Source organism: Methylobacterium sp. NMS14P (genome assembly GCF_028583545.1).
Lineage (GTDB): Bacteria > Pseudomonadota > Alphaproteobacteria > Rhizobiales > Beijerinckiaceae > Methylobacterium.
In genome coordinates, this window is the sequence record NZ_CP087106.1 from 1829879 (window position 1) to 1850571 (window position 20693).

10 protein-coding genes are annotated in these 20693 nt (G+C 72.0%); 6 read left to right on the forward strand and 4 right to left on the reverse strand.

Annotated features, from left to right (window positions below; genetic code table 11):
* The first annotated feature begins 191 nt into the window (after nucleotides 1-191).
* From LOK46_RS08550 to LOK46_RS08565, 4 genes are all read left to right on the forward strand, one after another.
* The gene (locus tag LOK46_RS08550; RefSeq protein ID WP_273563374.1) at nucleotides 192-584 is read left to right on the forward strand and encodes a hypothetical protein; all 393 of its coding nucleotides are present in this window, start codon (nucleotides 192-194) and stop codon (nucleotides 582-584) included.
* Between the two features lie 29 nt (nucleotides 585-613).
* Entirely contained in the window at nucleotides 614-1549 is a 936-nt protein-coding gene (locus LOK46_RS08555; RefSeq protein WP_273564566.1) for a ferredoxin--NAD(+) reductase, read from the forward strand.
* 88 nt (nucleotides 1550-1637) lie between these two features.
* Nucleotides 1638-2702 (forward strand): SGNH/GDSL hydrolase family protein, encoded by a 1065-nt coding sequence (locus tag LOK46_RS08560; protein ID WP_273563375.1) that lies wholly within the window; start codon nucleotides 1638-1640, stop codon nucleotides 2700-2702.
* A gap of 294 nt (nucleotides 2703-2996) precedes the next feature.
* Nucleotides 2997-4694, forward strand: a complete 1698-nt coding sequence (locus tag LOK46_RS08565; protein ID WP_273563376.1) for a methyl-accepting chemotaxis protein — start codon at nucleotides 2997-2999, stop codon at nucleotides 4692-4694.
* A gap of 45 nt (nucleotides 4695-4739) precedes the next feature.
* On the opposite strand, the gene LOK46_RS08570 is transcribed toward LOK46_RS08565, so the two are convergent.
* Complete coding sequence (locus LOK46_RS08570) at nucleotides 4740-7265, reverse strand: glycogen/starch/alpha-glucan phosphorylase (protein WP_443192881.1); 2526 nt, start codon at nucleotides 7263-7265, stop codon at nucleotides 4740-4742.
* A 436-nt stretch (nucleotides 7266-7701) separates the two neighbouring features.
* On the opposite strand from LOK46_RS08570, the gene LOK46_RS08575 reads away from it, so the two are divergent.
* Both LOK46_RS08575 and glgA read left to right on the forward strand, forming a co-directional pair.
* Nucleotides 7702-9288, forward strand: coding sequence for an alpha-amylase family glycosyl hydrolase (locus tag LOK46_RS08575; RefSeq protein ID WP_273563378.1), 1587 nt, complete (start codon nucleotides 7702-7704; stop codon nucleotides 9286-9288).
* A gap of 344 nt (nucleotides 9289-9632) precedes the next feature.
* Complete coding sequence (gene glgA, locus LOK46_RS08580) at nucleotides 9633-11171, forward strand: glycogen synthase GlgA (protein ID WP_273563379.1); 1539 nt, start codon at nucleotides 9633-9635, stop codon at nucleotides 11169-11171.
* A 269-nt stretch (nucleotides 11172-11440) separates the two neighbouring features.
* On the opposite strand, the gene glgB is transcribed toward glgA, so the two are convergent.
* The 3 genes from glgB to LOK46_RS08595 form a co-directional block, all read right to left on the reverse strand.
* Nucleotides 11441-13723, reverse strand: coding sequence for a 1,4-alpha-glucan branching protein GlgB (gene glgB, locus LOK46_RS08585; RefSeq protein WP_273563380.1), 2283 nt, complete (start codon nucleotides 13721-13723; stop codon nucleotides 11441-11443).
* A complete protein-coding gene (treS, locus tag LOK46_RS08590) occupies nucleotides 13720-16998 on the reverse strand; it encodes a maltose alpha-D-glucosyltransferase (RefSeq protein ID WP_273563381.1) in 3279 nt (1092 codons plus the stop codon). Before treS ends, glgB begins: the two co-directional genes overlap by 4 nt.
* A gap of 149 nt (nucleotides 16999-17147) precedes the next feature.
* Nucleotides 17148-20528, reverse strand: coding sequence for a maltotransferase domain-containing protein (locus LOK46_RS08595; RefSeq protein WP_273563382.1), 3381 nt, complete (start codon nucleotides 20526-20528; stop codon nucleotides 17148-17150).
* Nucleotides 20529-20693 lie beyond the last annotated feature (165 nt).

Below are 20693 nucleotides of genomic sequence, written 5' to 3' on the forward strand. Positions count from 1 at the left end.
GGCGCGGCCGATCGCCGGGACGGCGGCCGCCCGCGTGGGCGGCGCGCCAGAGGCGTCTGAGGATGGTCCGAGGGCCGCCCCGGGGCCGGTCCGGCGAATGTCGCGGATCGGTTTAAGTCTGCCTTAACCATGTCCGATCAAGCTCCTGTTGATAGGCGGGCCCTTCAGCGCCCGCGATGGGGATAGGTCGGATGGCCGAGGCGGCACGGCGTTACCAGCAGGCAGGCGGCTCGGACCTCGTGCGCCGCCTGATGGCCCGGCCGGTCCGGCTGGAGCAGCAGGTCCGGACCCGGATGCCCCTCCGCGACCCGCGCCCCGTCGACGCGTTCGCCTACGCGTATGCCGACACGTATGCCGACACGTTCGCCGACGACGCGGAGGCGCGGGACGAGGCCGACGAGATCGCCCGCCTCGAGACCGAGTTGCAGGTGATGAAGGCGGTGCTCCGGGCCCAGCGGCAGGAGGTCGAGTCGCTGCGGGCGCAGCGCCAGCTCCTCACCGACTCGGCCCCGACCGACGACGTCCGCGCGACCCGCGAGCGCTGGGCGGCCCTGGTCGACTCGCTCCTGATCCGCGCCCGCTGATCCGTCACCAGGGCATGCGGGGGACAGCCATGGGGGCGCGCTGCTCGCTCGTCGTCAACGGTCGGTCGGTGCGCGTCTCGACCGGCGACACGCCGCTGGAGGCGGCGCTGGCCGAGGGCATGATCGCGCCGCTGCAGGTGCAGTCCGGCAACCTGCTCGCCGGCCAGGGGATCGCTCAGGGCAGCGCCGCGCCGTCCGGCCGCCGGCCTCCCGCCCGGCGGGCCCGGGCCGAGGCCCTGAGGCCGGCCCTCCCCGGCGCCCCGATCCAGGGCCAGGAAGAGGTGCCGCCGCCGCCCGTCGCCGTCCGCAAGGGGACGGTCACGGAGATCCGCCGGCTCAGTCCCGGCATCCTCGAGATCGTCGCGACCCTGACCCGGCGCCCGACCGGCGAGCCCGGCCACCAGGCGCTGGTGACCTTCGCGGGGCTGCCGACGCGGACGCTGTCCCCGACCCTGCGGGTCGACGGCACGACCGAGATCAACGACGCGGTGTTCCACGTCGCCCGCGACCCCGAGGGCGATCCCCTCGACGGGCTCCGCCTCGATCAGCCGGTGCGGCTCAAGGGCCCCGTCGGCCGGGGGCAGTACCGCCCCGGGGGCGGCCGGCTCGTGCTGGTGGCGGCCGGCGCCGGCTTCGGCGCGATCTGGGCGATCGCCCGGGCGGCCCGCTACGTCGAGCCCGCCCGCGAGATGGCCCTCGCCGTCGGCGCCCGCGACGCCCTGGACCTCTACATGCGCGAGAGCTTGGACTGGCTGCGCCGCACCGGCGTCGGCCGGATCGTGCTCTGCGCCGATCGCGGCCGCCAGCGGCCGCCGGACGTCCGCTCCGGCCCGCTCAGCGCCCACCTGCCGAGCCTGCGCGCCACCGACGTGGTCCACGTGGCGGGCGACGTGTCGACGGTCGGCGCCGTGCAGGTGCTCGCCGCCTCGGTGGGCGCCCGCTGCTACCCGATCGTGATCGACTGACCGCCGTCGCCTCGACGCGGCGGCGCCCGGCTGCTACCGGCGCCGGGCCGGCCGCACGGGGCCGATCCTGAGCCCGATCCGAGCCCCGATGGTCCGCGTCCTCTGCCTCGGCTACAGCGTCACGGAGCTGCCGGGCTACGTCGAGCGGGCCAACGCCCTGGCCGAGGCCGAGGGGCGCCCGGTCACGTTCCTCCGCAGCGGCTGGGGCGGCCATTCCCTGCCCTCCATCGCCGCCCTGATCGACGAGATCCTGGACGCGATCCCCTGCGACCGCGTCCTCCTCGAGCTGTTCACCGGCAATGTCCGCTACTTCGACGGCGCGACGATGCGGGCCTATCTCGACGACATCCTCGCGGCGACCGCCCGGCGGGACCTGCCCGCCGCCTTCCTCAACCTCCACCAGGGCGGCGTCGACTACGCGGCCGAGCCCGTCGCCGGCCTGCTGGCGGAGTACCGCGCCCTCTACGGGATCCCCTATCTCGACATCGCCGCCCCGGTGGCGGCCGCGGGCGCGGGCGACATCACCTACCTGCTGAAGGACGCGACCCACGTCACGCCGGCGGGGGCCGACCTCTACGGCACCCTGGTCTACAGCTTCCTGCGCGCGCCGCCGCCGGGCCGGGCCTATATCGAGCGGTTCCGGACCCTGCCGGGCCGGTTCGAGGCCCTGCCGCTGCGCGCCCTGCCCGGCCTGACCTGCGGGTTCGCCCTGCGCCGCAACGGCATCCCGCTGGACTTCCTGGAGATCCCGGAGGGCACGCGCGTCGCCGTTCCCCTCGGGCGCCCCCGCGACGTGATCGGGCTCCTCGTGACCTACGGGCCGCGGGCCGGCACGCTGACGGTCGAGGACCCGGCGACGGGGCGCGGGCGGGCCCTCGTCGCCTACGACGCGTTCTCCTACTACACGCGCTCGATGTTCCGCAGCGTGACCCTCCCGGCGGCGCGCGCGCTGACGTTCGCGCAGTCGGCGGAGCGCCCGGACATCGCCCTGCGCAAGGGCGCCCCGGACCCGGGCCCGCGGATCGGGCGCGTGTCGCACGTCGTCTGCCGGCGCAGACTGGGTCCCGCCCAGCGCGCCGCCCGCCTGCTTCACCGGCTGCGGCGCGGCCTGCGCCGCGTCGGGCTGCGCGTCGGCCTCGTCCGAGGCGCCTGACCCCAGCCCCGTTCGGGATCCGGACGCGAGCGGGCCCGTCGTCGGAGACCGTCCCCCGTCGGCGACGGCCCGGATCGGGGCGCCCTCGGCGCCCGTTCGGGCATAGTCATGCAGGCATGAGCGTTCGAATAACGTGCCTGTATTTCTCTCGATATCTCGGTATCTGTATTTATATGGTAAGTCTCCATATCACTCTGAGCACCAGTGCGCGCGAAGGGTGATGTGATCGATCGTGGATTCCTGTTCGTGGCGTGTGATAAGCTGTGCCGGTGACGCCGGCGGAGATCGAACGGAATGCGGATCCTGCGTGATGCAAACCTGCATTTAAAAATGTCCGCGCCGCTCTTGTTCATGGTGATCGTGTGCGCCGCTTCTGCCACGTACTCGCTCAAAGAACTCAGATCAATCGAGGAAAGAAATAGATTTTTGGTGGATTACTATTTCGCGAGGCTCGAGCTTTTCTCGCGCGTCCGCGAAAAATTCGTCGACGCGGCGCTCATGAATCGCAACCTCATCATCGGCGAGCCGAAAGGCGACATCCCCCTCTTCCGCAAGCGCTACGACGCCTCCGTCAAGGCCGTGGCCGACGGCATCGAGACGCTGGAACAGGGCTCGCGGCGCGCAGAGATCGCGGCGCTGCAGCGCCAGATCGGCGCGGTCGCCCGGGACTATTTCGACCTGCTCGACCGCTCCAACTACCTCGCGCTCCGGAATGACCGGCCGGCGGCGATCCAGGTCGGCGTGGTTGCCAGCCGCGAGGTCCGGGCGCAATTCGACCGGGCGGCCCAGGCGTACGAGGCGGAGGCGGCGGCCCGGCTCGGCGAGGCGAAGATCGCCACGCAGCAGGGGGCCGAGCAGGCCCGGACGGTCCTGATCGGTGCCACGGTGGCGGGCCTGCTCGTCGCCCTCGGACTCTCCGCGGCCATCGTCGTGGTCGGTGTCACGCGGCCGCTCCACCGCCTCGTCGCCGCGCTGCGGCGCGTGGCGCAGGGCGACGGCGCGGCCACGATCGCGGAGGCGCGGCGCGGCGACGAGATCGGAGCGGTCGGCCGGGCGGTCGAGGCGATCCGGAGCTTGATCATCCGCAACGCCGAGGCGGAAGCCGAGGGCCGGCGGCGCGCCGACGCCGCCGCGGCCGCAGCCCGCAAGGAGGCCACGATGGGCCTCGCCCAGACCTTCGAGGCGGCGGTGGCCAGGATCGTGGACCGGGTCTCGACCGCCGCGGGCGAACTCGAGGGCACCGCCCACCAGATGACCGCGACCGCCCAGGAGACGGCCAGCCAGTCGGGCGCGGTGGCGCTGGCGGCCGAGGCGGCGGCGGTCAACATCGGCGCGGTGGCGGCCGCGACCGAGCGGCTCGGCAGCGCCATCCAGGCGATCGGCCGTCAGGCGGGTGGCTCGTCCGAACTCGCCCAGCAGGCGGTCGGCGAGGCCGACCAGACCGCCGGGCTCGTGGCCGAGCTGCGGCAGGCGGCCTCCGAGATCGGCGACGTGGTGCGGCTGATCGCGTCCATCGCCGAACAGACCAACCTGCTGGCCCTCAACGCCACCATCGAGGCGGCGCGGGCCGGCGAGGCCGGCCGCGGCTTCGCGGTCGTGGCGGGCGAGGTGAAGGCCCTGGCCGAGAAGACCGCGCGGGCGACCGACGGGATCGCCGCGCAGATCGGCCGGATCCAGGGCGTGACCGGATCCGCGGTCGGCGCCATCGGCGCGATCATCAACCGGATCCGCGAGATCAACGGGGTGGCGATCGCGATCGCCGCGGCCGTGGAGGAGCAGGGCGCCGCGACCCAGGAGATCGTGCGCACCATCGCCCAGGCGACGCGGGGCGCCGCGGAGGTGACCGGCACCATCGCCGGCGTGGCCGAGGCCTCCGAGCGGACGGGGGTCGCGGCCGACCACGTGCTCACGGCCGCCACCGCCCTGTCCCGCCAGTCCGAGGGGCTCTCGGCGGAGGTCGGGCGGTTCCTGGCCAACGTGCGCGCAGCCTGAGGGCGGGCGCGGCCCGCTCCCGCGCGGGAGCGGGCCGGTGGCGGCTCAGCCCAGGCGGACCCGCCAGATCTCCTCGGCGTACTCGCGCATCGCCCGGTCGGAGGAGAACCACGCCATGCGGGCGGTGTTGCGGATCGCCTTGGCCCACCAGCCGCGGGGATCGCGCCACGCGGCGTCGATCGACCGCTGCACCCGCCAGTAATCGTCGAAGTCGGCGGTGAGCAGGTACTGGTCGCGCCGGCGCAGGTCGTCGGTGAGCGGCCGGAACCGGCCCGGCTCCTCCGGCGAGAACCGCCCTGAGGCGATCATGTCGAGCGCCGCCGCCAGCCGCGGCGAGGCCTGGATCGCCCGGGCCGCGTAGTCCGGCTCGGCCTGCCGGGCGCGGACCCCGTCGGCCTCCAGGCCGAAGATGAAGATGTTGTCCGCCCCGACATGGTCGCGGATCTCGATGTTGGCGCCGTCGAGGGTGCCCACCGTGAGCGCGCCGTTGAGGGCGAACTTCATGTTGCCGGTGCCCGAGGCCTCCATGCCGGCGGTGGAGATCTGCTCCGACAGGTCGGCGGCCGGGATGATCGACTCGGCGAGGCTCACCGAGTAGTTCGGCAGGAACACCACCTTCAGCCGGTCCGCGACCTCGGGATCGTCGTTCACCGCCTTGGCGACGTCGCAGGCGAGCTTGATGATCAGCTTGGCCTGGACGTAGCTCGGCGCCGCCTTGCCGGCGAAGATCTTCACCCGGGGCGTCCAGTCCCGGTGCGGCTCGGCCTTGATCGCCTGGTAGAGCGCCACGGTCTCGACCACGTTGAGGAGCTGGCGCTTGTACTCGTGGATGCGCTTGACCTGGATGTCGAACAGCGCGGCCGGATCGACGTCGATGCCGGTGCGCTCGGCGATCAGCGCCGCCAGGGCCTCCTTGCGCTCCCGGCGCACGGCCGCGTAGCGCGCCACGAAGGCCGGATCCTCCGCGTGGGCCTCCAGGCCCCGGAGCAGCTCGGGATTGTCGAGCACGCCGGCGCCCACCGTCTCCACGGCGAGCCGGGTGAGGCCGGGATTGGCGTTGTGGAACCAGCGGCGGAAGGTGATGCCGTTGGTCTTGTTGACGATCTTGTCCGGATCCAGCGCGTGCAGGTCGGAGAAGACCGTGGAGCGCATCAGGTCGGTGTGCAGGGCCGAGACGCCGTTGACCCGCCGGGCGCCGTGGAAGGCGAGGTGCCCCATCCGCACCCGCCGCCCGTGCGACTCGTCGATCAGCGAGATCGAGGCCAGGTAGGCGGCGTCCTGACGGCCGTGCTTGGCCTGCTCCTCCAGGTGCATCCAGTTGATCAGGTAGATGATCTGCATGTGGCGCGGCAGCAGCCGCTCCATCAGCTCCACCGGCCAGGTCTCCAGGGCCTCGGGCAGGAGGGTGTGGTTCGTGTAGTGCAGGGTGTGGGTGGTGACGTGCCACGCATCCTCCCAGGAGAGGCCGTAGACGTCGAGCAGGACGCGCATCAGCTCCGGCACCGCGATCGCCGGGTGCGTGTCGTTGAGCTGGATCGCGGCGTGGTCGGGCAGGGACCGGACGTCGCCGCGCTCGGCCACGTGGCGGGCGACGAGGTCCTGGATCGAGGCCGCGGTGAAGAAGTATTCCTGGCGCAGGCGCAGCTCCTGGCCCTCGGCCGAGGAATCGCTCGGGTAGAGCACCCGCGAGATCGCCTCGGCGCGCATCCGCGCCGCGACCGCGCCGACATGGTCGCCGCCGTTGAAGCGGGCGAGGTCGACGGGCTCGCCGGCCTCGGCCTTCCACAGGCGCAGGCCGTTGACGTGGCGGCCGCGCCAGCCGACCACCGGCACGTCGTGGGCCACCGCCCGCACGGTCTCGGCCGGCTGCCAGTGGCGCCGGATCACCCCCTCCTCCGGCGAGGACAGCGTGACGGTGCCGCCGAAGCCGATCGCGTAGGTCGCCTCGGGCCGGGCGAATTCCCAGGGGTTGCCCTCGGCCAGCCAGGTCTCCGGCGCCTCGCGCTGCCAGCCGTCCTCGAAGGACTGGCGGAACAGGCCGTGGTCGTAGCGGATCCCGTAGCCCATGGCCGGGATGCCGATGCTGGCCATGCTCTCCATGAAGCAGGCGGCGAGCCGCCCGAGGCCGCCGTTGCCCAGAGCCGCGTCGGGCTCGGCATCCTGCACGGCGTCGAGGTCGATCCCGAGTTCCCGCAGCGCGCTGCGGGTCGTCTCGGTGAGGCCGAGATTGTTCAGGGCGTCCGACATCAGCCGGCCGATCAGGAATTCCAGCGACAGGTAGTAGACGCGCTTGTTCGGCACGCTGCGCTCCGAGGCCAGCCCGGCGGCCACGACCCGCTCGCGCAGGGCCAGCGCGGTCGCGGCGAACCAGTCGCGCGGGCGGGCGGTCTCGGGCGTGCGGCCCAGCGCGAAGGTCAGCTTGGCGCGGATCGCCTCGCGCAGGTCCACCACCGCGTCGCCGCTGCCGGACAGCACCGGGGCGGTCCAGGGGGCCGAGGCGGGCGCCTCGGCGGCGCGCTCGTCGCGCGCGACATCTTGTGGCACAGGCCGGGTCAGAACATCGTTCAACACGTGCGGGTCCCCCAAAGTCGTCTCCCCGGATTCTAGCGCCGGGGGTGTCGTGGGCGGATTATCTCTTTTGATGGATTGCCGCCGCATGAACGGACGGACGATCCGTGCCCCGAAGCGTCCGACGATGCGGTCGGCTTCCGGCGAAGTCGTGGCAGCGCCGCTCCGGCGGAGCGCACGGGCACGGCGGAGGAGATATGGCGCGGCGGCGTGACATTCCAGTCACAGTTCCGCGCGGTGGCCCTGCACGAGGGGCATGCGCCCGAGGGATGCGGGGCGCAGCCATTCGCCGGACAGGGTCCCGACGGGATTCCGGGCGCGGTCCCGAACCGGCGCTCCGTTGCCGGCGCGCGCCCGGCGCGCGCGCCGCGCGCCCACCGGCGGTCGCCAGCGCGCGGGTCAGCGGTTAAGCGTGGGCCGCCGATGCGAGGGGCGCAGCATGACCGACACCGTCTGGTGGAAGCGCGGGACCGTCTATCAGGTCTACCCGCGCTCCTTTCAGGACACGAACGGCGACGGGGTCGGCGACCTGCCGGGCATCACGGCGCGGCTGGACTACCTCGCATGGCTGGGGGTCGACGCCGTGTGGATCTCGCCGGTCTACCCCTCGCCCATGGCGGATTTCGGCTACGACGTGGCGGATTACTGCGGGATCGACCCGCTGTTCGGGACGCTGGCCGATTTCGACGCCCTCGTGGCGGAGGCCCACCGGCGCCGGCTGAAGGTGATCCTCGACTTCGTGCCGAACCACTCCTCGATCGCGCATCCCTGGTTCTCCGAGAGCCGGTCGTCGCGCGCGAGCCCGAAGCGGGACTGGTACATCTGGCGCGACCCGGCGCCCGGCGGCGGCCCGCCCAACAACTGGCTGTCGAATTTCGGCGGCCCGGCCTGGACGCTGGATGCGGCCACCGGCCAGTACTACTACCACGCCTTCCTGGCCGAGCAGCCGGACCTGAACTGGCGCAACCCCGCCGTGCGGGCGGCCATGCACGACGTGCTCCGCTTCTGGCTGGAGCGCGGGGTCGACGGGTTCCGGGTCGACGTGATCTGGCACCTGATGAAGGATGCGGGTTTCCGCGACAACCCGGCCAATCCCGACTACGCGCCGGGCTCGCCCGAGATCAACCGCTTCACCCAGGTCTACTCCGCCGACCGGCCCGAGATCTTCGACGTGATCGCCGGGATGCGGGATGTGCTGCGCCCGTACGGCGAGCGGGTGCTGATCGGAGAGATCTACCTGCCGGTGGAGCGGCTGGTCGCCTATTACGGCCCGGACCTCACCGGGGCCGACCTGCCGTTCAATTTCCAGCTGATCCAGACCCCGTGGCGGGCCGACGCGGTGGCCGACCTCGTGGCGCAGTACGAGGCGGCCCTGCCCGAGGGCGGCTGGCCGAACTGGGTGCTGGGCAACCACGACCAGCCGCGCATCGCCGCCCGCGTCGGGGCCGATCAGGCCCGCATCGCCGCGATGCTGCTGCTGACCCTGCGGGGCACGCCGACCCTCTACTACGGCGACGAGATCGGGCTCGGCCACGTGCCGATTCCCCCGGACCGCGCCCGGGATCCCTGGGAGCACAACGAGCCCGGGCACGGCCGCGACCCGGAGCGCACGCCGATGCAGTGGGACGACACGCCCCAGGCCGGCTTCTCCACGGCCGAGCCCTGGCTGCCGCTGGCGGCGGATTGGGCGGCCTGCAACGTCGAGAGCCAGCGCTCGGATCCGGGCTCGATGCTCACCCTGCACCGGCGGCTGCTCGCCCTGCGCCGCGACCACGCGGCGCTCGCCGTGGGCGGCTACCGGGCGGTGCCGCTGGGGATCGCCGAGGTGTTCGCCTACGAGCGCTTCGCCGACGGGGCCGTCCTGCGCGTGCTGCTGAATTTCGGCGCGGCGTCGCGGGACCTGCCGCTGCCCGAGGGGGCCTGGACCGTGCTGCTCTCGACCCGTCCGGGGCGCGGGGGCGAGCAGGCCGGCCTCACCCTGGCGCTGGCGCCCGCCGAGGGGGTGATCCTGCGCCGCGCGGAGTGAGCGGAGCCCGGCCCCGGCGCCCGTCAGGCCGGGGGCCGAATCACCTGTCCGGCGCGCGCCGCCCGTTGGGCGGGCCCCTTCGGCCGGACCCCGTCCGGCGTGCCGGGCGCCGCTGTCCTGGGCCGGAGACCATTATCCAGCGGCGGAAATTTGCCGTGCCGGCGCGATTTCTCGCTGCGATGCCACATAGGTAAGTGACGCTTAATCACCACGGTGGCCTATTTTGTGCGTCGCAACGGAACCGTCGCGGCGAAGGAGCATTGGCCGTGGTTGAGATCGTGACAGCCGTGCCTGCCCGATCGACTGCCAGACCGGGGCATCCCGCCCGGCCAGGATCAATGCTGATGCTCGATGCGCGCCGTGGTGGTTCCTTCGCCGAGTGGTCGTCCGGCGAGGAGAACGGCGTCGGTCCCGTACCGGTTCCGGCCCGGCCGGCCTCGCTGCGCCGCCGCATCCTCTACGCGACGCCCGAGATGGCGGATTTCGTGAAGACCGGCGGCCTCGGCGAGGTCTCGGCCGCCCTGCCCCGGGCCCTGGTCCCGCACTACGACATCCGCGTCCTGATCCCGGGCTACCGGCAGGTCCGCGCCGCCTTCCCGGAGATCCCGGTCGTCGCCCGCCTCGAGGGGTTCGCCGGCATCCCGGCCTGCGACCTCGGCCTGGTCGAGGCCGCCGACGGCCTGCGCATCTACGTCCTGCTCAGCCCCGACCTCTACGAGCGAGACGGCACGCCCTACGGCGACCAGCACGGCGATTTCGGCGACAACGACCTGCGCTTCGCCCGCCTCAGCCTCGCGGCGGCGGACCTCGCCACCGGCGCCGATCCCGACTGGGCGGCCGACCTCCTGCACCTCAACGACTGGCAGGCGGCCCTGGCCCCGGCCTATCTCGCGTGGCGCGGCCGGCGGGTCCCGAGCGTGCTGACGATCCACAACCTCGCCTACCAGGGCCTGTTCCCCCGGGACGCCCTGCCCCGGCTCGGCGTGCCGGACTCCGCCTTCCAGGTCGACGGCGCCGAGTTCTACGGGCAGCTCTCCTTCCTCAAGGCCGGCATCTTCTACGCCTCGCAGGTCACCACGGTGAGCGAGACCTACGCGCGGGAGATCCAGACGCCGGAGCTGGGCTGCGGCCTCGACGGGCTGCTGCGCACCCGCGCCGGCCAGGGCCGGCTCGCCGGCATCCTCAACGGCATCGACGAGAGCTGGGATCCGACCACCGACCCGCACCTCGCCACGCGGTTCGAGATCGACGACTGGAAGGGCAAGCGCGCCAACACCGAGGCGGTGCGCCAGCAGTTCGGCCTCGCGGTCTCCCGCGGGCCGCTCTTCGCCATCGTGTCGCGCCTCGTGCACCAGAAGGGCATCGACCTGAGCCTGCAGGCGGCCGAGACCATCGTGGCCGGGGGCGGCCAGCTGGTGGTGATCGGCCAGGGCGAGGGCCGGTTCGAGCAGGCGCTGCAGGGGCTCGCCAAGCGCCATCCCGACGCGGTCGGCGTCCATGTCGGCTTCGAGGAGGCGCAGGCCCGGCGGATGTTCGCCGGCAGCGACTTCCTGCTGATGCCCTCGCGCTTCGAGCCCTGCGGCCTCGCCCAGATGTACGCGCAGCGCTTCGGCTCCCTGCCGATCGCGCGGCGGACCGGCGGCCTCGCCGACACGGTCGAGGACGGCGTGACCGGCTTCACCTTCGCGGACGCCTCGGCGGCGTCCTTCGGCGCGGCGGTGCGGCGGGCCCTGGAGGCCTTCGGCCAGAAGAAGCGGCTGAACGCCATGCGGCGGCGGGCCATGGCGGCCCGCTTCGGCTGGGACCAGGCCGCCGACAACTACGCCGGGCTCTACGGCCGGGCGATCGGCAACAGCGTCGGGCTGCGCTGGCGGGCCGCGTAGGGATTTCTCGCGGGCCCCCCCCCTCTGCGGGGCGGGTAGGCCCGTTCGGGTCAGATCATCGCTGCCAACGGCGCGGGCGCTTCCCCTCGCGCCGCTTCACCGCGCCCGTCGTCCCGGGGCGTCGCAGCCGGACCCGGACGGGTACGCCGGAGGCGGGCGACCCGGACCACCGTCGGTGCGGACCTTGACCGCCGGCGGGCCTGGATCCCGGGCTCCGCTGCGCGGCCCCGGGACGACGCGGTGACGCCTGGGCGGAGGCGAAAGTCTCCTCACCCCTCCAGCAGGAAGATCATCGTCGCCAGCGGCGGCAGGGTCAGCGACAGGCTCTGCCTCTGACCATGGCTCGCCTGATCGTCGGTGTGGCGCCCACCCTGGTTGCCCAGGTTGGACCCGCCGTAGACCCCGGCATCCGAGTTGAACGCCTCGCGGTAGAAACCCGCCTGCGGCACGCCGATCCGGTAGCCCTCCCGCGGCACCGGCGTGAAGTTCGACACCACGATGGCGACCTCGCCGGGCTTCGCGCCCTTGCGGGCCCAGGCGATCACGCTGTTGTCCTGGTCGTCCGCCACCAGCCACTGGAAGCCGGTATGCTCGACGTCGCGGCTGTAGAGGGCCGGCGTCGAGACGTAGAGCCGGTTCAGGTCGCGGATCACGCTCTGGACGCCCTTGTGCAGGGGATCGTCCAGCAGGTGCCAGTCCAGGCTGTTGTCGTGGTTCCACTCCCGCTCCTGGCCGAACTCGCCGCCCATGAACAGCAGCTTCTTGCCGGGATGCCCCCACATGAAGCCGTAATAGGCCCGGAGATTCGCGAATTTCTGCCAGCGGTCGCCCGGCATCTTGCCGAGCAGCGAGCCCTTCCCGTGCACGACCTCGTCGTGGGACAGCGGCAGGATGAAATTCTCCGAGAAGGCGTAGAGCAGCCCGAAGGTCAGGTTGTGGTGGTGGTAGCGGCGGTGGATCGGATCCTCCTGCATGAAATGCAGGGTGTCGTGCATCCAGCCCATGTTCCACTTGAAGCCGAAGCCCAGGCCGCCCGTGTAGGTCGGGTGCGAGACGCCCGGCCAGGAGGTCGACTCCTCCGCGACCGTGATCGTCCCCGGCGCGTGGCTGTAGGTCGCCTCGTTGGTCTTGCGCAGGAAGTCGATGGCGTCGAGGTTCTCGTTGCCGCCGTAGCGGTTCGGGATCCATTCGCCCTGGCGGCGCGAGTAGTCGAGGTAGAGCATCGACGCGACGGCATCCACGCGCAGGCCGTCGAGGTGGTAGTGCTCCAGCCAGAACCGGGCGTTGGCGGCCAGGAAGGTCGCGACCTCGGTCCGCCCGAAATTGTAGATGTAGGTGCCCCAGTCCTGGTGGAAGCCCTGGCGCGGGTCGGCGTGCTCGTAGAGGTGCGTGCCGTCGAACAGGCCGAGCCCGTGGGCGTCCAGCGGGAAGTGGCCCGGCACCCAGTCGAGCAGCACGCCGATCCCGGCCTCGTGGGCCGCGTCCACGAAGGCCGCGAACTCCTCGGGCGTGCCGAAGCGGCTCGTCGGCGCGAACAGCGAGACCGGCTGGTAGCCCCAGGACCCGTCGAACGGGAACTCGGTGATCGGCAGCATCTCGATATGGGTGAAGCCCAGATCCTTCACGTACGGGATCAGCCGCTCGGCGAGTTCCCGGTAGGTCAGGTAGCGGTTCCCCTCCTCGGGCACCCGCGCCCAGGAGCCGAGATGGACCTCGTAGACCGAGATCGCCGCGTGGCGCGGGTCCTTGGCGCCGCGGGTGCTCATCCAGCCGGAATCGCGCCAGTCGAAGTCGCTCGACCCGTGGGTGACCGAGGCGGTCTCCGGCGGGTGCTGGGCCGCGAACGCGACCGGGTCGGCCTTGAGCGGCACCAGGGCGCCGTCGGGGCCGCGGATCTCGAACTTGTAGCGCACGCCGGCCTTCAGGCCCGGCACGAACAGCTCCCAGATGCCGCCGTCCTGCCAGAGGCGCATCGGGTGGCGGCGCCCGTCCCAGTCGTTGAAGTCGCCGACGACGCTGACCTTGCGGGCGTTGGGCGCCCAGACGGCGAAGCGGAAGCCGTCGATGCCGTCGAGCTGCCCCGACTGGGCGCCGAGCATCCGGTAGACGAGGTTGGTGCCGACCTCGCGGAGCGCCGCCACGTCGTACTGCTCGATCGAGGAGCCGAAGCCGTAGGGGTCGTAGCGGCGGCGCCTCGTCCCGTCCCAGGCCTCGACCTCGATCTCGTAGAGGGGCCGGTGCTCACCCTCGATCCGGGCGACCCAGAACCCGTCCGGGTGGCGCTTCTCGAAGGGCGCGGTGCGGCCGTCCATCACCAGGGTGGCGGCCCGCGCCTCGGGCAGCACGGCGCGCACCTCCCAGGCCTGGGGCCCGACCCGGTGGGGGCCGAGCACCGCGAAGGGGTCGCCGTGGTTGGCCGCCATCAGCGCGGCGATCGCGTCCGGGTGGACGCTCGGCGGCTGCGCGGCGCCGGAGCCCGGGACATCCGCGGTCCGCGCCGGTCCCGCCTCCGGGCCGGCCCGTCGTGCGAAGGTCTCGTCGATCGCCGTCATTCAGATGCTCCGGGCTCGTGTCCGTCCGTGTCCAGAATGGTGAGAACCCCACGGGCGGGGATTTCGATCCAGTCCGGCCGGTTGTTGGCCTCGTAGTCGACCTCGTAGAGGGCCTTGGTCAGCAGGCAGAGGCGCAGCAGCCGGGTCCGGCTCTCCGGATCGGTCACCGCCGCCCGGGAGCCCTCGACCGCGGCCTCGTAGCCGGCCAGGAACGCCGCCTCGATCATGCCGCGCCACGCGGTCGCCGCGTCCCGCGCCCGCTCCTCGGAGTCGGCGAACCGCGCGGTGATCTCCCGGATCACCGTCTCGGCGCCGTACGCGAAGGAGCGCATCAGCCCGGCGACGTCCCGCAGGGGCATCGACTTGGCCCGGCGCTCGTCGGCCGGGCGCGAGGGCTCGCCCTCGAAGTCGACGATGATCAGGTCGTTCTCGGCGACCAGCACCTGGCCCAGGTGGTAGTCGCCGTGGATGCGGGTCTTGTGGGCGCCCCGGACCGGCGCTTCGGTGAGCGACGCGATTAGCGCCTCGACCGCGCCCCGGCGCCGGACGAGCTCCGCGCAGGCCGGCTTGCCGGCGTCGAGGCCCCGGTCGGCGAGGCCCTTGAGCGCCCGGAAGGCGCGCTCGGCCTGGTGGCGGGCGTCGCGCGCCAGCACGGCGAGGTCGTCCCCGGTGAACGGCTCGGCCGCGAAGGCCGGGTCGTCGGTCTCGATGGCCAGCGCCGCGTGCAGCTCGGCGGTGCGCCGGCCGAGCAGGTCGGCCCAGGGCCGGTGGGCCTGGAACGCCTCCTCGGGGGTCGCGGCCTCGCTCTCCGGGGTGAGCACCACGGTCTCGAAGTCCCGGCGCAGGCCCTCCAGCATCAGGGTCCAGGCGTCGCCCTGGTTCATGACGAACCGCTGGAGCACCGCCAGCGCCGTGCGGGTGCCGTCCTCGGCCACGTGCTCCAGGGTGCCGAGCAGCGCCGGGGTGTTGGAGAAGCCCGCCTTCTCGGTGAGGAAGCGCCCGACCTCGATCTCGGGGTGCAGGCCCGGCTGCAGGCGGCGCAGCAGCTTGAGCATCATCTTCGAGCCGATGGCGATCGAGGTGTTGCTCTGCTCGCCCGAGAGCCGGCGGATGTCGGCCACGTCGACCGTGACGTCCGGGTCGAAGGCCGAGGTGACGGCGAAGACGAGCCGCCCGGTCTCCGTGGGGATCTCGCGGGCCTGCCGCATGTCGTCGATCAGGCAGGCGGCGAAGTCGTTGGAGCCGGCCGCCCCGTAGAGCAGGCCGGTGCGCGGCCCCCGGCGCACCCGCGCCACCGCGAAGGGCATGAGGGTCTCGTCCTCGCGGCCCTCCTCGACGCCCACGGGCACGAAGTACTCCTGGGTCTCGCCGCTGGCGAGCTGCACCTGCAGCCGCGGCAGCAGGAAGCGCGCGCTGCCGTCGACGTCCTTCAGGGCGGCGCAGTCGACGACCTTCGTGGCCTTGATCCGCGAGCCCTTGGCGCCGAACCAGCGCCGGCTCGTCAGGAACGGCGGCACCACGGTGCGCTCGAAGGCGACGCGCTCCCGCCCGCTCATCAGGGTCTCGATCCCGCCGGTGAGCACCAGGGTGAACAGCTCCGGCGGCTCCTGCTGCGGGCCGACCACGCCCGACCGGGCGGCACTCAAGCTGAACCAGTAGAAGCCGTAGGACGGCAGGGTCAGCAGGTAGGGCAGGTCGCCGATCGGCGGGAACTCGGTGCCGCCGGTCAGCTCGATCGGCACCGCGGTGCGCAGTTCCGACAGGTCGAGCTGCACGGCCTGGGGCGCGCGCGACAGGTTCGCCACGCACAGGATCCGCTCGTCCTCGTGCTCGCGGATCCAGGCGAGCACCTTCCGGTTCGACGGGTACAGGAACTGGATCGTGCCGCGCCCCAGCGCGACGCTGTTGTTGCGGATCGCGATCATGCGCCGCGTCCAGTTCAGCAGGCTGGTTTGGGCCTGGGTCTGCGCCTCGACGTTGATGGCGTCGAAGCCGTAGATCGGGTCCTGGATCGCCGGCAGGAACAGCTTCTGGGGGTTCGCCCGGGAGAAGCCGCCGTTGCGGTCCGGGCTCCACTGCATCGGCGTGCGCACGCCGTCGCGGTCGCCGAGGTAGATGTTGTCGCCCATGCCGACCTCGTCGCCGTAGTAGAGCACCGGCGTGCCGGGCATCGACAGGACGAGGGACTTCATCAGCTCGATCTTGCGCCGGTCGTTCTCGAGGAGCGGCGCGAGGCGGCGGCGGATGCCGAGATTGATCCGGGCCCGCCGCTCGGCGGCGTAGAACGACCAGAGGTAGTCACGCTCCTCGGCCGTGACCATCTCGAGCGTCAGCTCGTCGTGGTTGCGCAGGAAGATCGCCCACTGGCAGCCCTCGGGGATCTCCGGGGTCTGGCGCATGATGTCGGTGATCGGGTGCCGGTCCTCCCGGGCGATCGCCATGTACATCCGCGGCATCAGCGGGAAGTGGAACGCCATGTGGCACTCGTCGCCGTCGCCGAAGTACTGCGCGGTCTCCTCGGGCCACTGGTTGGCCTCGGCGAGCAGCATCCGGTCGGGGTAGCTCGCGTCCAGCGCGGCGCGGATCGCCTTGATGACGTCGTGGGTCTCGGCGAGGTTCTCGCAGTTCGTGCCGTCGCGCTCGATCAGGTAGGGGATCGCGTCGAGCCGCAGGCCGTCGACGCCCATGTCGAGCCAGTAGCGCATCACGTCGATGACCGCTTCCAGCACCTTCGGGTTGTCGAAGTTGAGATCCGGCTGGTGGCTGTAGAACCGGTGCCAGAAATACTGCTTGGCGACCGGGTCCCAGGTCCAGTTGGACGCCTCGGTGTCGAGGAAGATGATCCGCGTGTCCCGGTACGGCTCGTCGGTGTCCGACCAGACGTAGAAGTCGCGCTCGGGCGAGCCGGGAGGGGCCTCGCGGGCGGCCTGGAACCAGGGGTGCTGGTCGCTGGTGTGGTTGATGACGAGCTCGGTGATGACCCGCAGGCCCCGGTCGTGCGCCGCCTCCACGAAGGCCTTGAAATCCTCCATGGTCCCGTAGGACGGGTTGATGTCGCGGTAATCGGCGATGTCGTAGCCGTCGTCGCGCAGCGGCGAGGGGTAGAACGGCATCAGCCAGATCGCCGTCACGCCGAGATCGCGCACGTAGTCGAGGCGCTGGGTCAGGCCCTCGAAATCCCCGATCCCGTCGTTGTTCGAGTCGAAGAACGACTTGACGTGGATCTGGTAGATGATGGCGTCACGGTACCATTGCGGGTCGCTGCGATCGATCATCGCGTCGCTGCCTCATCGGTCGAGTCTGACGGGACCGGCGGGGGACCCGGCCGGGGCGCGGGCGGCGGGCCGCCGCGCGGGTGCGAGGGTCGGCGACGGGAATTCCCGCCGCCGCATTCAACTGCCATGGCCGAGTGCCACGGGCGGCCTCAGCCCGCAACCCGCCGCGGCGCCCGGAGGCGCCAGATCACGCAGGATCGCTCGGCCGGATCGAGGGCGATGCGGTGGGACTTGCCGCGCAGCTCGAACGTGTAGCCCTGCAGCAGGTCCTCGACCTCGACGGCGCCGTCGTCGGGCAGGCCGAACAGCCAGAGCGGCACCTCGTAGGTGCATTCCTGGCGGTTCTTCGGGTCGAGGTTGACCATGGTGAAGACGCAGTTGTCGCGCTCCGGCGTCGCCTTGGCGTAGGCGATGATCTGATCGTTGAAGGCCCCGGTGAAGACGACGTTGCGGAAATCCCAGAGGGCGGGGTTCTCGCGCCGGATCTTGTTGAGCTTGACGATGTGCTCGCGGATGTTGCCCGGCCGGTCGTAGTCCCAGGCCTTCAGCTCGTATTTCTCGGAGTTCAGGTACTCCTCCTTGCCGGGATACGGCGCGGCCTCGCACAGCTCGAAGCCGTTGTAGATGCCGTAGACCGACGACAGGGTCGCGGCGAGCGTGCCGCGGATGACGAAGCCCGCGCGGCCGCTGGTCTGGAGGAAGTACGGGTTGATGTCGGGCGTATTGGCGAAGAAGTTCGGGCGGTAGTACTCGCCCATCTCGCCGGCCAGCTCGAGGGCGTAGTCGGTGAGTTCCTGCTTGGTGTTGCGCCACGTGAAGTAGGTGTAGCTCTGCTGGTAGCCGGCCTTGGCGAGCTTCTTCATCATCTTCGGCCGGGTGAAGGCCTCGGCGAGGAAGATCGCGTCCGGGTAGCGGCCGTTGACCTCGCCGATCACCCATTCCCAGAACGGGATCGGCTTGGTGTGCGGGTTGTCGACCCGGAAGACGCGCACGCCGCGCGCACACCAGCCGAGCAGGATGTCGCGCAGCTCGATCCAGAGCGAGGGCAGGGCGCCGCCGTAGAAGTGGACGTTCGAGATGTCCTCGTACTTCTTCGGCGGGTTCTCGGCGAATTTCAGCGTGCCGTCGGGGCGCCACTCGAACCATTCCGGGTGGTTCTTGATCCAGGGATGGTCGGGCGAGCACTGGATCGCGAAGTCGAGGGCGATCTCCATCCCGTAGGCGTGGCTCGCCGCGACCAGCCGCTCGAAATCCGCGAGCGTGCCGAGGTCGGGATGCACGGCCTCGTGGCCGCCCTCCTCGGCGCCGACCGCGTAGACCGAGCCGACATCGCCGGGTTCGGCCTTCAAGGTGTTGTTCTTCCCCTTGCGATTGGTCCGGCCCACGGGGTGGATCGGCGTGAAGTAGAGGACGTCGAAGCCGAGTTCGCGGATCTCGGGCAGGCGCCGGATGACGTCGTCGAAGGTGCCGTGGCGGTTGACGTCCATCGACTGGGAGCGCGGGAAGATCTCGTACCAGGCGGAGAACCGGGCCGCGAGGCGGTCGGCGATCACCGGCAGGGTCACCGGATAGCGGGTCAGGTTCACCCGCTCGGCGTTCCGGCGCACGAGGCCCGCCGCGTCGGGGGCGAGGATCCGGTCGAGCTGGGCGGCCGAGCCGGTCTCCTCGGCGGCGAGCGCCGCCACGAGCGCGGCGAGCCGGTCGGCGTCGCGGCCGCCGCGGGTCCGGGCGAGGGAGGCGGCGGTCCCGACCAGCGCCACGCCCTCGATCGTCTCCAGGCGCACGTCGACGCCGGCGGCGCGCTTCTTCAGGGTGTCGCGCACCCAGGACGAGAACGCGTCGCGCCACGCGATCAGGGTGAACTCGTAGCGGGCGTTCCGCTCCAGGGGGAAGTGCCCGGCCCAGCGGTCGTTGTCGACGAAGACCATCGGGTCCTCGCGCCACGCCTCGGTGCCGGCGACCCGCGACAGGATCGCGGCGTCGATGATCTCGTGGCCGTCGGAGAAGATGTCGGCCTCGACCCGCAGGGACTCGCCGACGATCCGCTTCACCGGCGAGCGGCCGCCGTCGAGCTCGGGGCTCACGGCCTCGATCACCACCCGGCCCTCCCCGTCCGGGGTGCCGCGCTCCGGCTGGCGGGCGACCTGCTGGGCGCTGGCCGCGAGGACGCGCAGCTCGCCCGGCATCAGGTCGATGGCGCTGCCGGGATGGAAGGCGATCGGCTCGGCCTCCGGGGTCCGGTCGACGAAGGCGCCGAGCATCCCGCCGGTGCGGGCGATGAGCGACCCGGCCTCCACCGGCACCGGCCTCTCGGTCGGGTTGTAGAGCACGATCAGCCCGTGCCGCGCCGAGGCCGGGTGGCCGGTGTCGAAGCGGGCCAGCGCCACGAGGTCGCTGTCGGGCGACGAGATCCGGATCTGCGCGCCCTCGACATTGGCGGCCGGCAGCTCCGCCCGCAGGGCGTTGATCGCCCGCACGAAGGCGGAGATGTCGATGCCGGTGTCGTTCTCGCGGTCGCGCGGCGTGGTCTCGACCACGTGCAGCGCCCGGCGGTAGCCCCACTCGTAGCCGATCGGCATCAGCACGCCGGCCGAGAAGAACGCCGCGAGCGCGTAGCGGGTGCGCAGATGCTGCGCCACCGCCTCCGGGCCGCCGCCGATCTCGGCGGCGAGCCGCTTCATGTCGTGGTTCTCCGGGAAGGCGATCGAGGGCGCCAGCACCCGCAGGCGCTCGTACTGCTCGAGCGCCCAGGGCTTCTTCAGGTCCCACCACGCGAAGGAGTTGAACAGGTAGTCGAAGCCGGCGCCCGCGGTGGCCCGGGCCTCCTCGAAGGTGCAGCCGAGGGTCTCGGCGGCGAACAGGCAGGCGGGGTCGCGCTCCCTGGCCTGCCCGATCAGGGCGCGCCAGGTCTCCGGCGGCACCTTGTAGGCGGCGTCGCACCGGAAGCCCTTCACGCCGAGGCCCTGCAGATGCCCCACGTAGGCGCCCCAGATCCGGGTCAGCTCGTCCCGGGCGGCGGGGGTGTGGTAGTCGAGCTCGGCGAGGTCGCCCCAGACGGTGCGGATCGACGGGTCGTCCGGGTCGACGGCGGCCGGGTGCATGATCGAGCCGTCGGGCTCCTTCATGAACAGGTCGGGCCGCTCGGTGGCGAGCCGCGCGTTGTCGGCGGTGTGGTTGATCACGAGGTCGGTCATCACCGACAGGCCGAGCGCCTCGGCGGCGGTGCAGAAGCGGCGGATCTGCTCGTCGTCGGGCGTGCCGTCAGGATCGCGGAACCGCTCGTCGAGGCGGTCCGGGTCGGCCACCGCGTAGAGGCTCCGGGAGCCGCCGGTCTGGTGGAACGGGTTCAGGTAGATCCAGTCGAAGCCGAGCGCGGCGATCCGCGGCAGCTCGGCGGTCCAGTCCGCGACGCGCCCGACCAGGAGCGGGAACAGGTTGTAGATCCGCGGCCCCTCGGCCCGGGGCGCCAGCGCGGCCGGCAGGACGGCCTCGGCCCCGGACGTCGCAGCGGCTTTGGTCGGTGCGTTCATGCTGCCTCTCGGCTCCCGTTCCCAGTGTCGTAACGCCCGAACCGCCGGGCTGTGCCGCCCGATCCGGTCCGACGTATCTCAGCAGAGTCGCGTGACAGAGCTGCGGAGGGGGCACCGGAAGACGCGCCCGGACCGCCGCCGGCATAGCGAGCGGAGCGAAGCGAC

Excerpts from the sequence above, each read along its gene's own strand:
- LOK46_RS08555 (WP_273564566.1), top strand. The coding sequence starts at position 614 with ATGGGGGCGCGCTGCTCGCTCGTCGTCAACGGTCGGTCGGTGCGCGTC.
- LOK46_RS08595 (WP_273563382.1), bottom strand. The coding sequence starts at position 20,528 with ATGAACGCACCGACCAAAGCCGCTGCGACGTCCGGGGCCGAGGCCGTC.
- LOK46_RS08550 (WP_273563374.1), top strand. The coding sequence starts at position 192 with ATGGCCGAGGCGGCACGGCGTTACCAGCAGGCAGGCGGCTCGGACCTC.
- treS (WP_273563381.1), bottom strand. The coding sequence starts at position 16,998 with ATGATCGATCGCAGCGACCCGCAATGGTACCGTGACGCCATCATCTAC.
- LOK46_RS08575 (WP_273563378.1), top strand. The coding sequence starts at position 7,702 with ATGACCGACACCGTCTGGTGGAAGCGCGGGACCGTCTATCAGGTCTAC.
- LOK46_RS08565 (WP_273563376.1), top strand. The coding sequence starts at position 2,997 with ATGCGGATCCTGCGTGATGCAAACCTGCATTTAAAAATGTCCGCGCCG.
- LOK46_RS08560 (WP_273563375.1), top strand. The coding sequence starts at position 1,638 with ATGGTCCGCGTCCTCTGCCTCGGCTACAGCGTCACGGAGCTGCCGGGC.
- glgA (WP_273563379.1), top strand. The coding sequence starts at position 9,633 with ATGCTCGATGCGCGCCGTGGTGGTTCCTTCGCCGAGTGGTCGTCCGGC.
- glgB (WP_273563380.1), bottom strand. The coding sequence starts at position 13,723 with ATGACGGCGATCGACGAGACCTTCGCACGACGGGCCGGCCCGGAGGCG.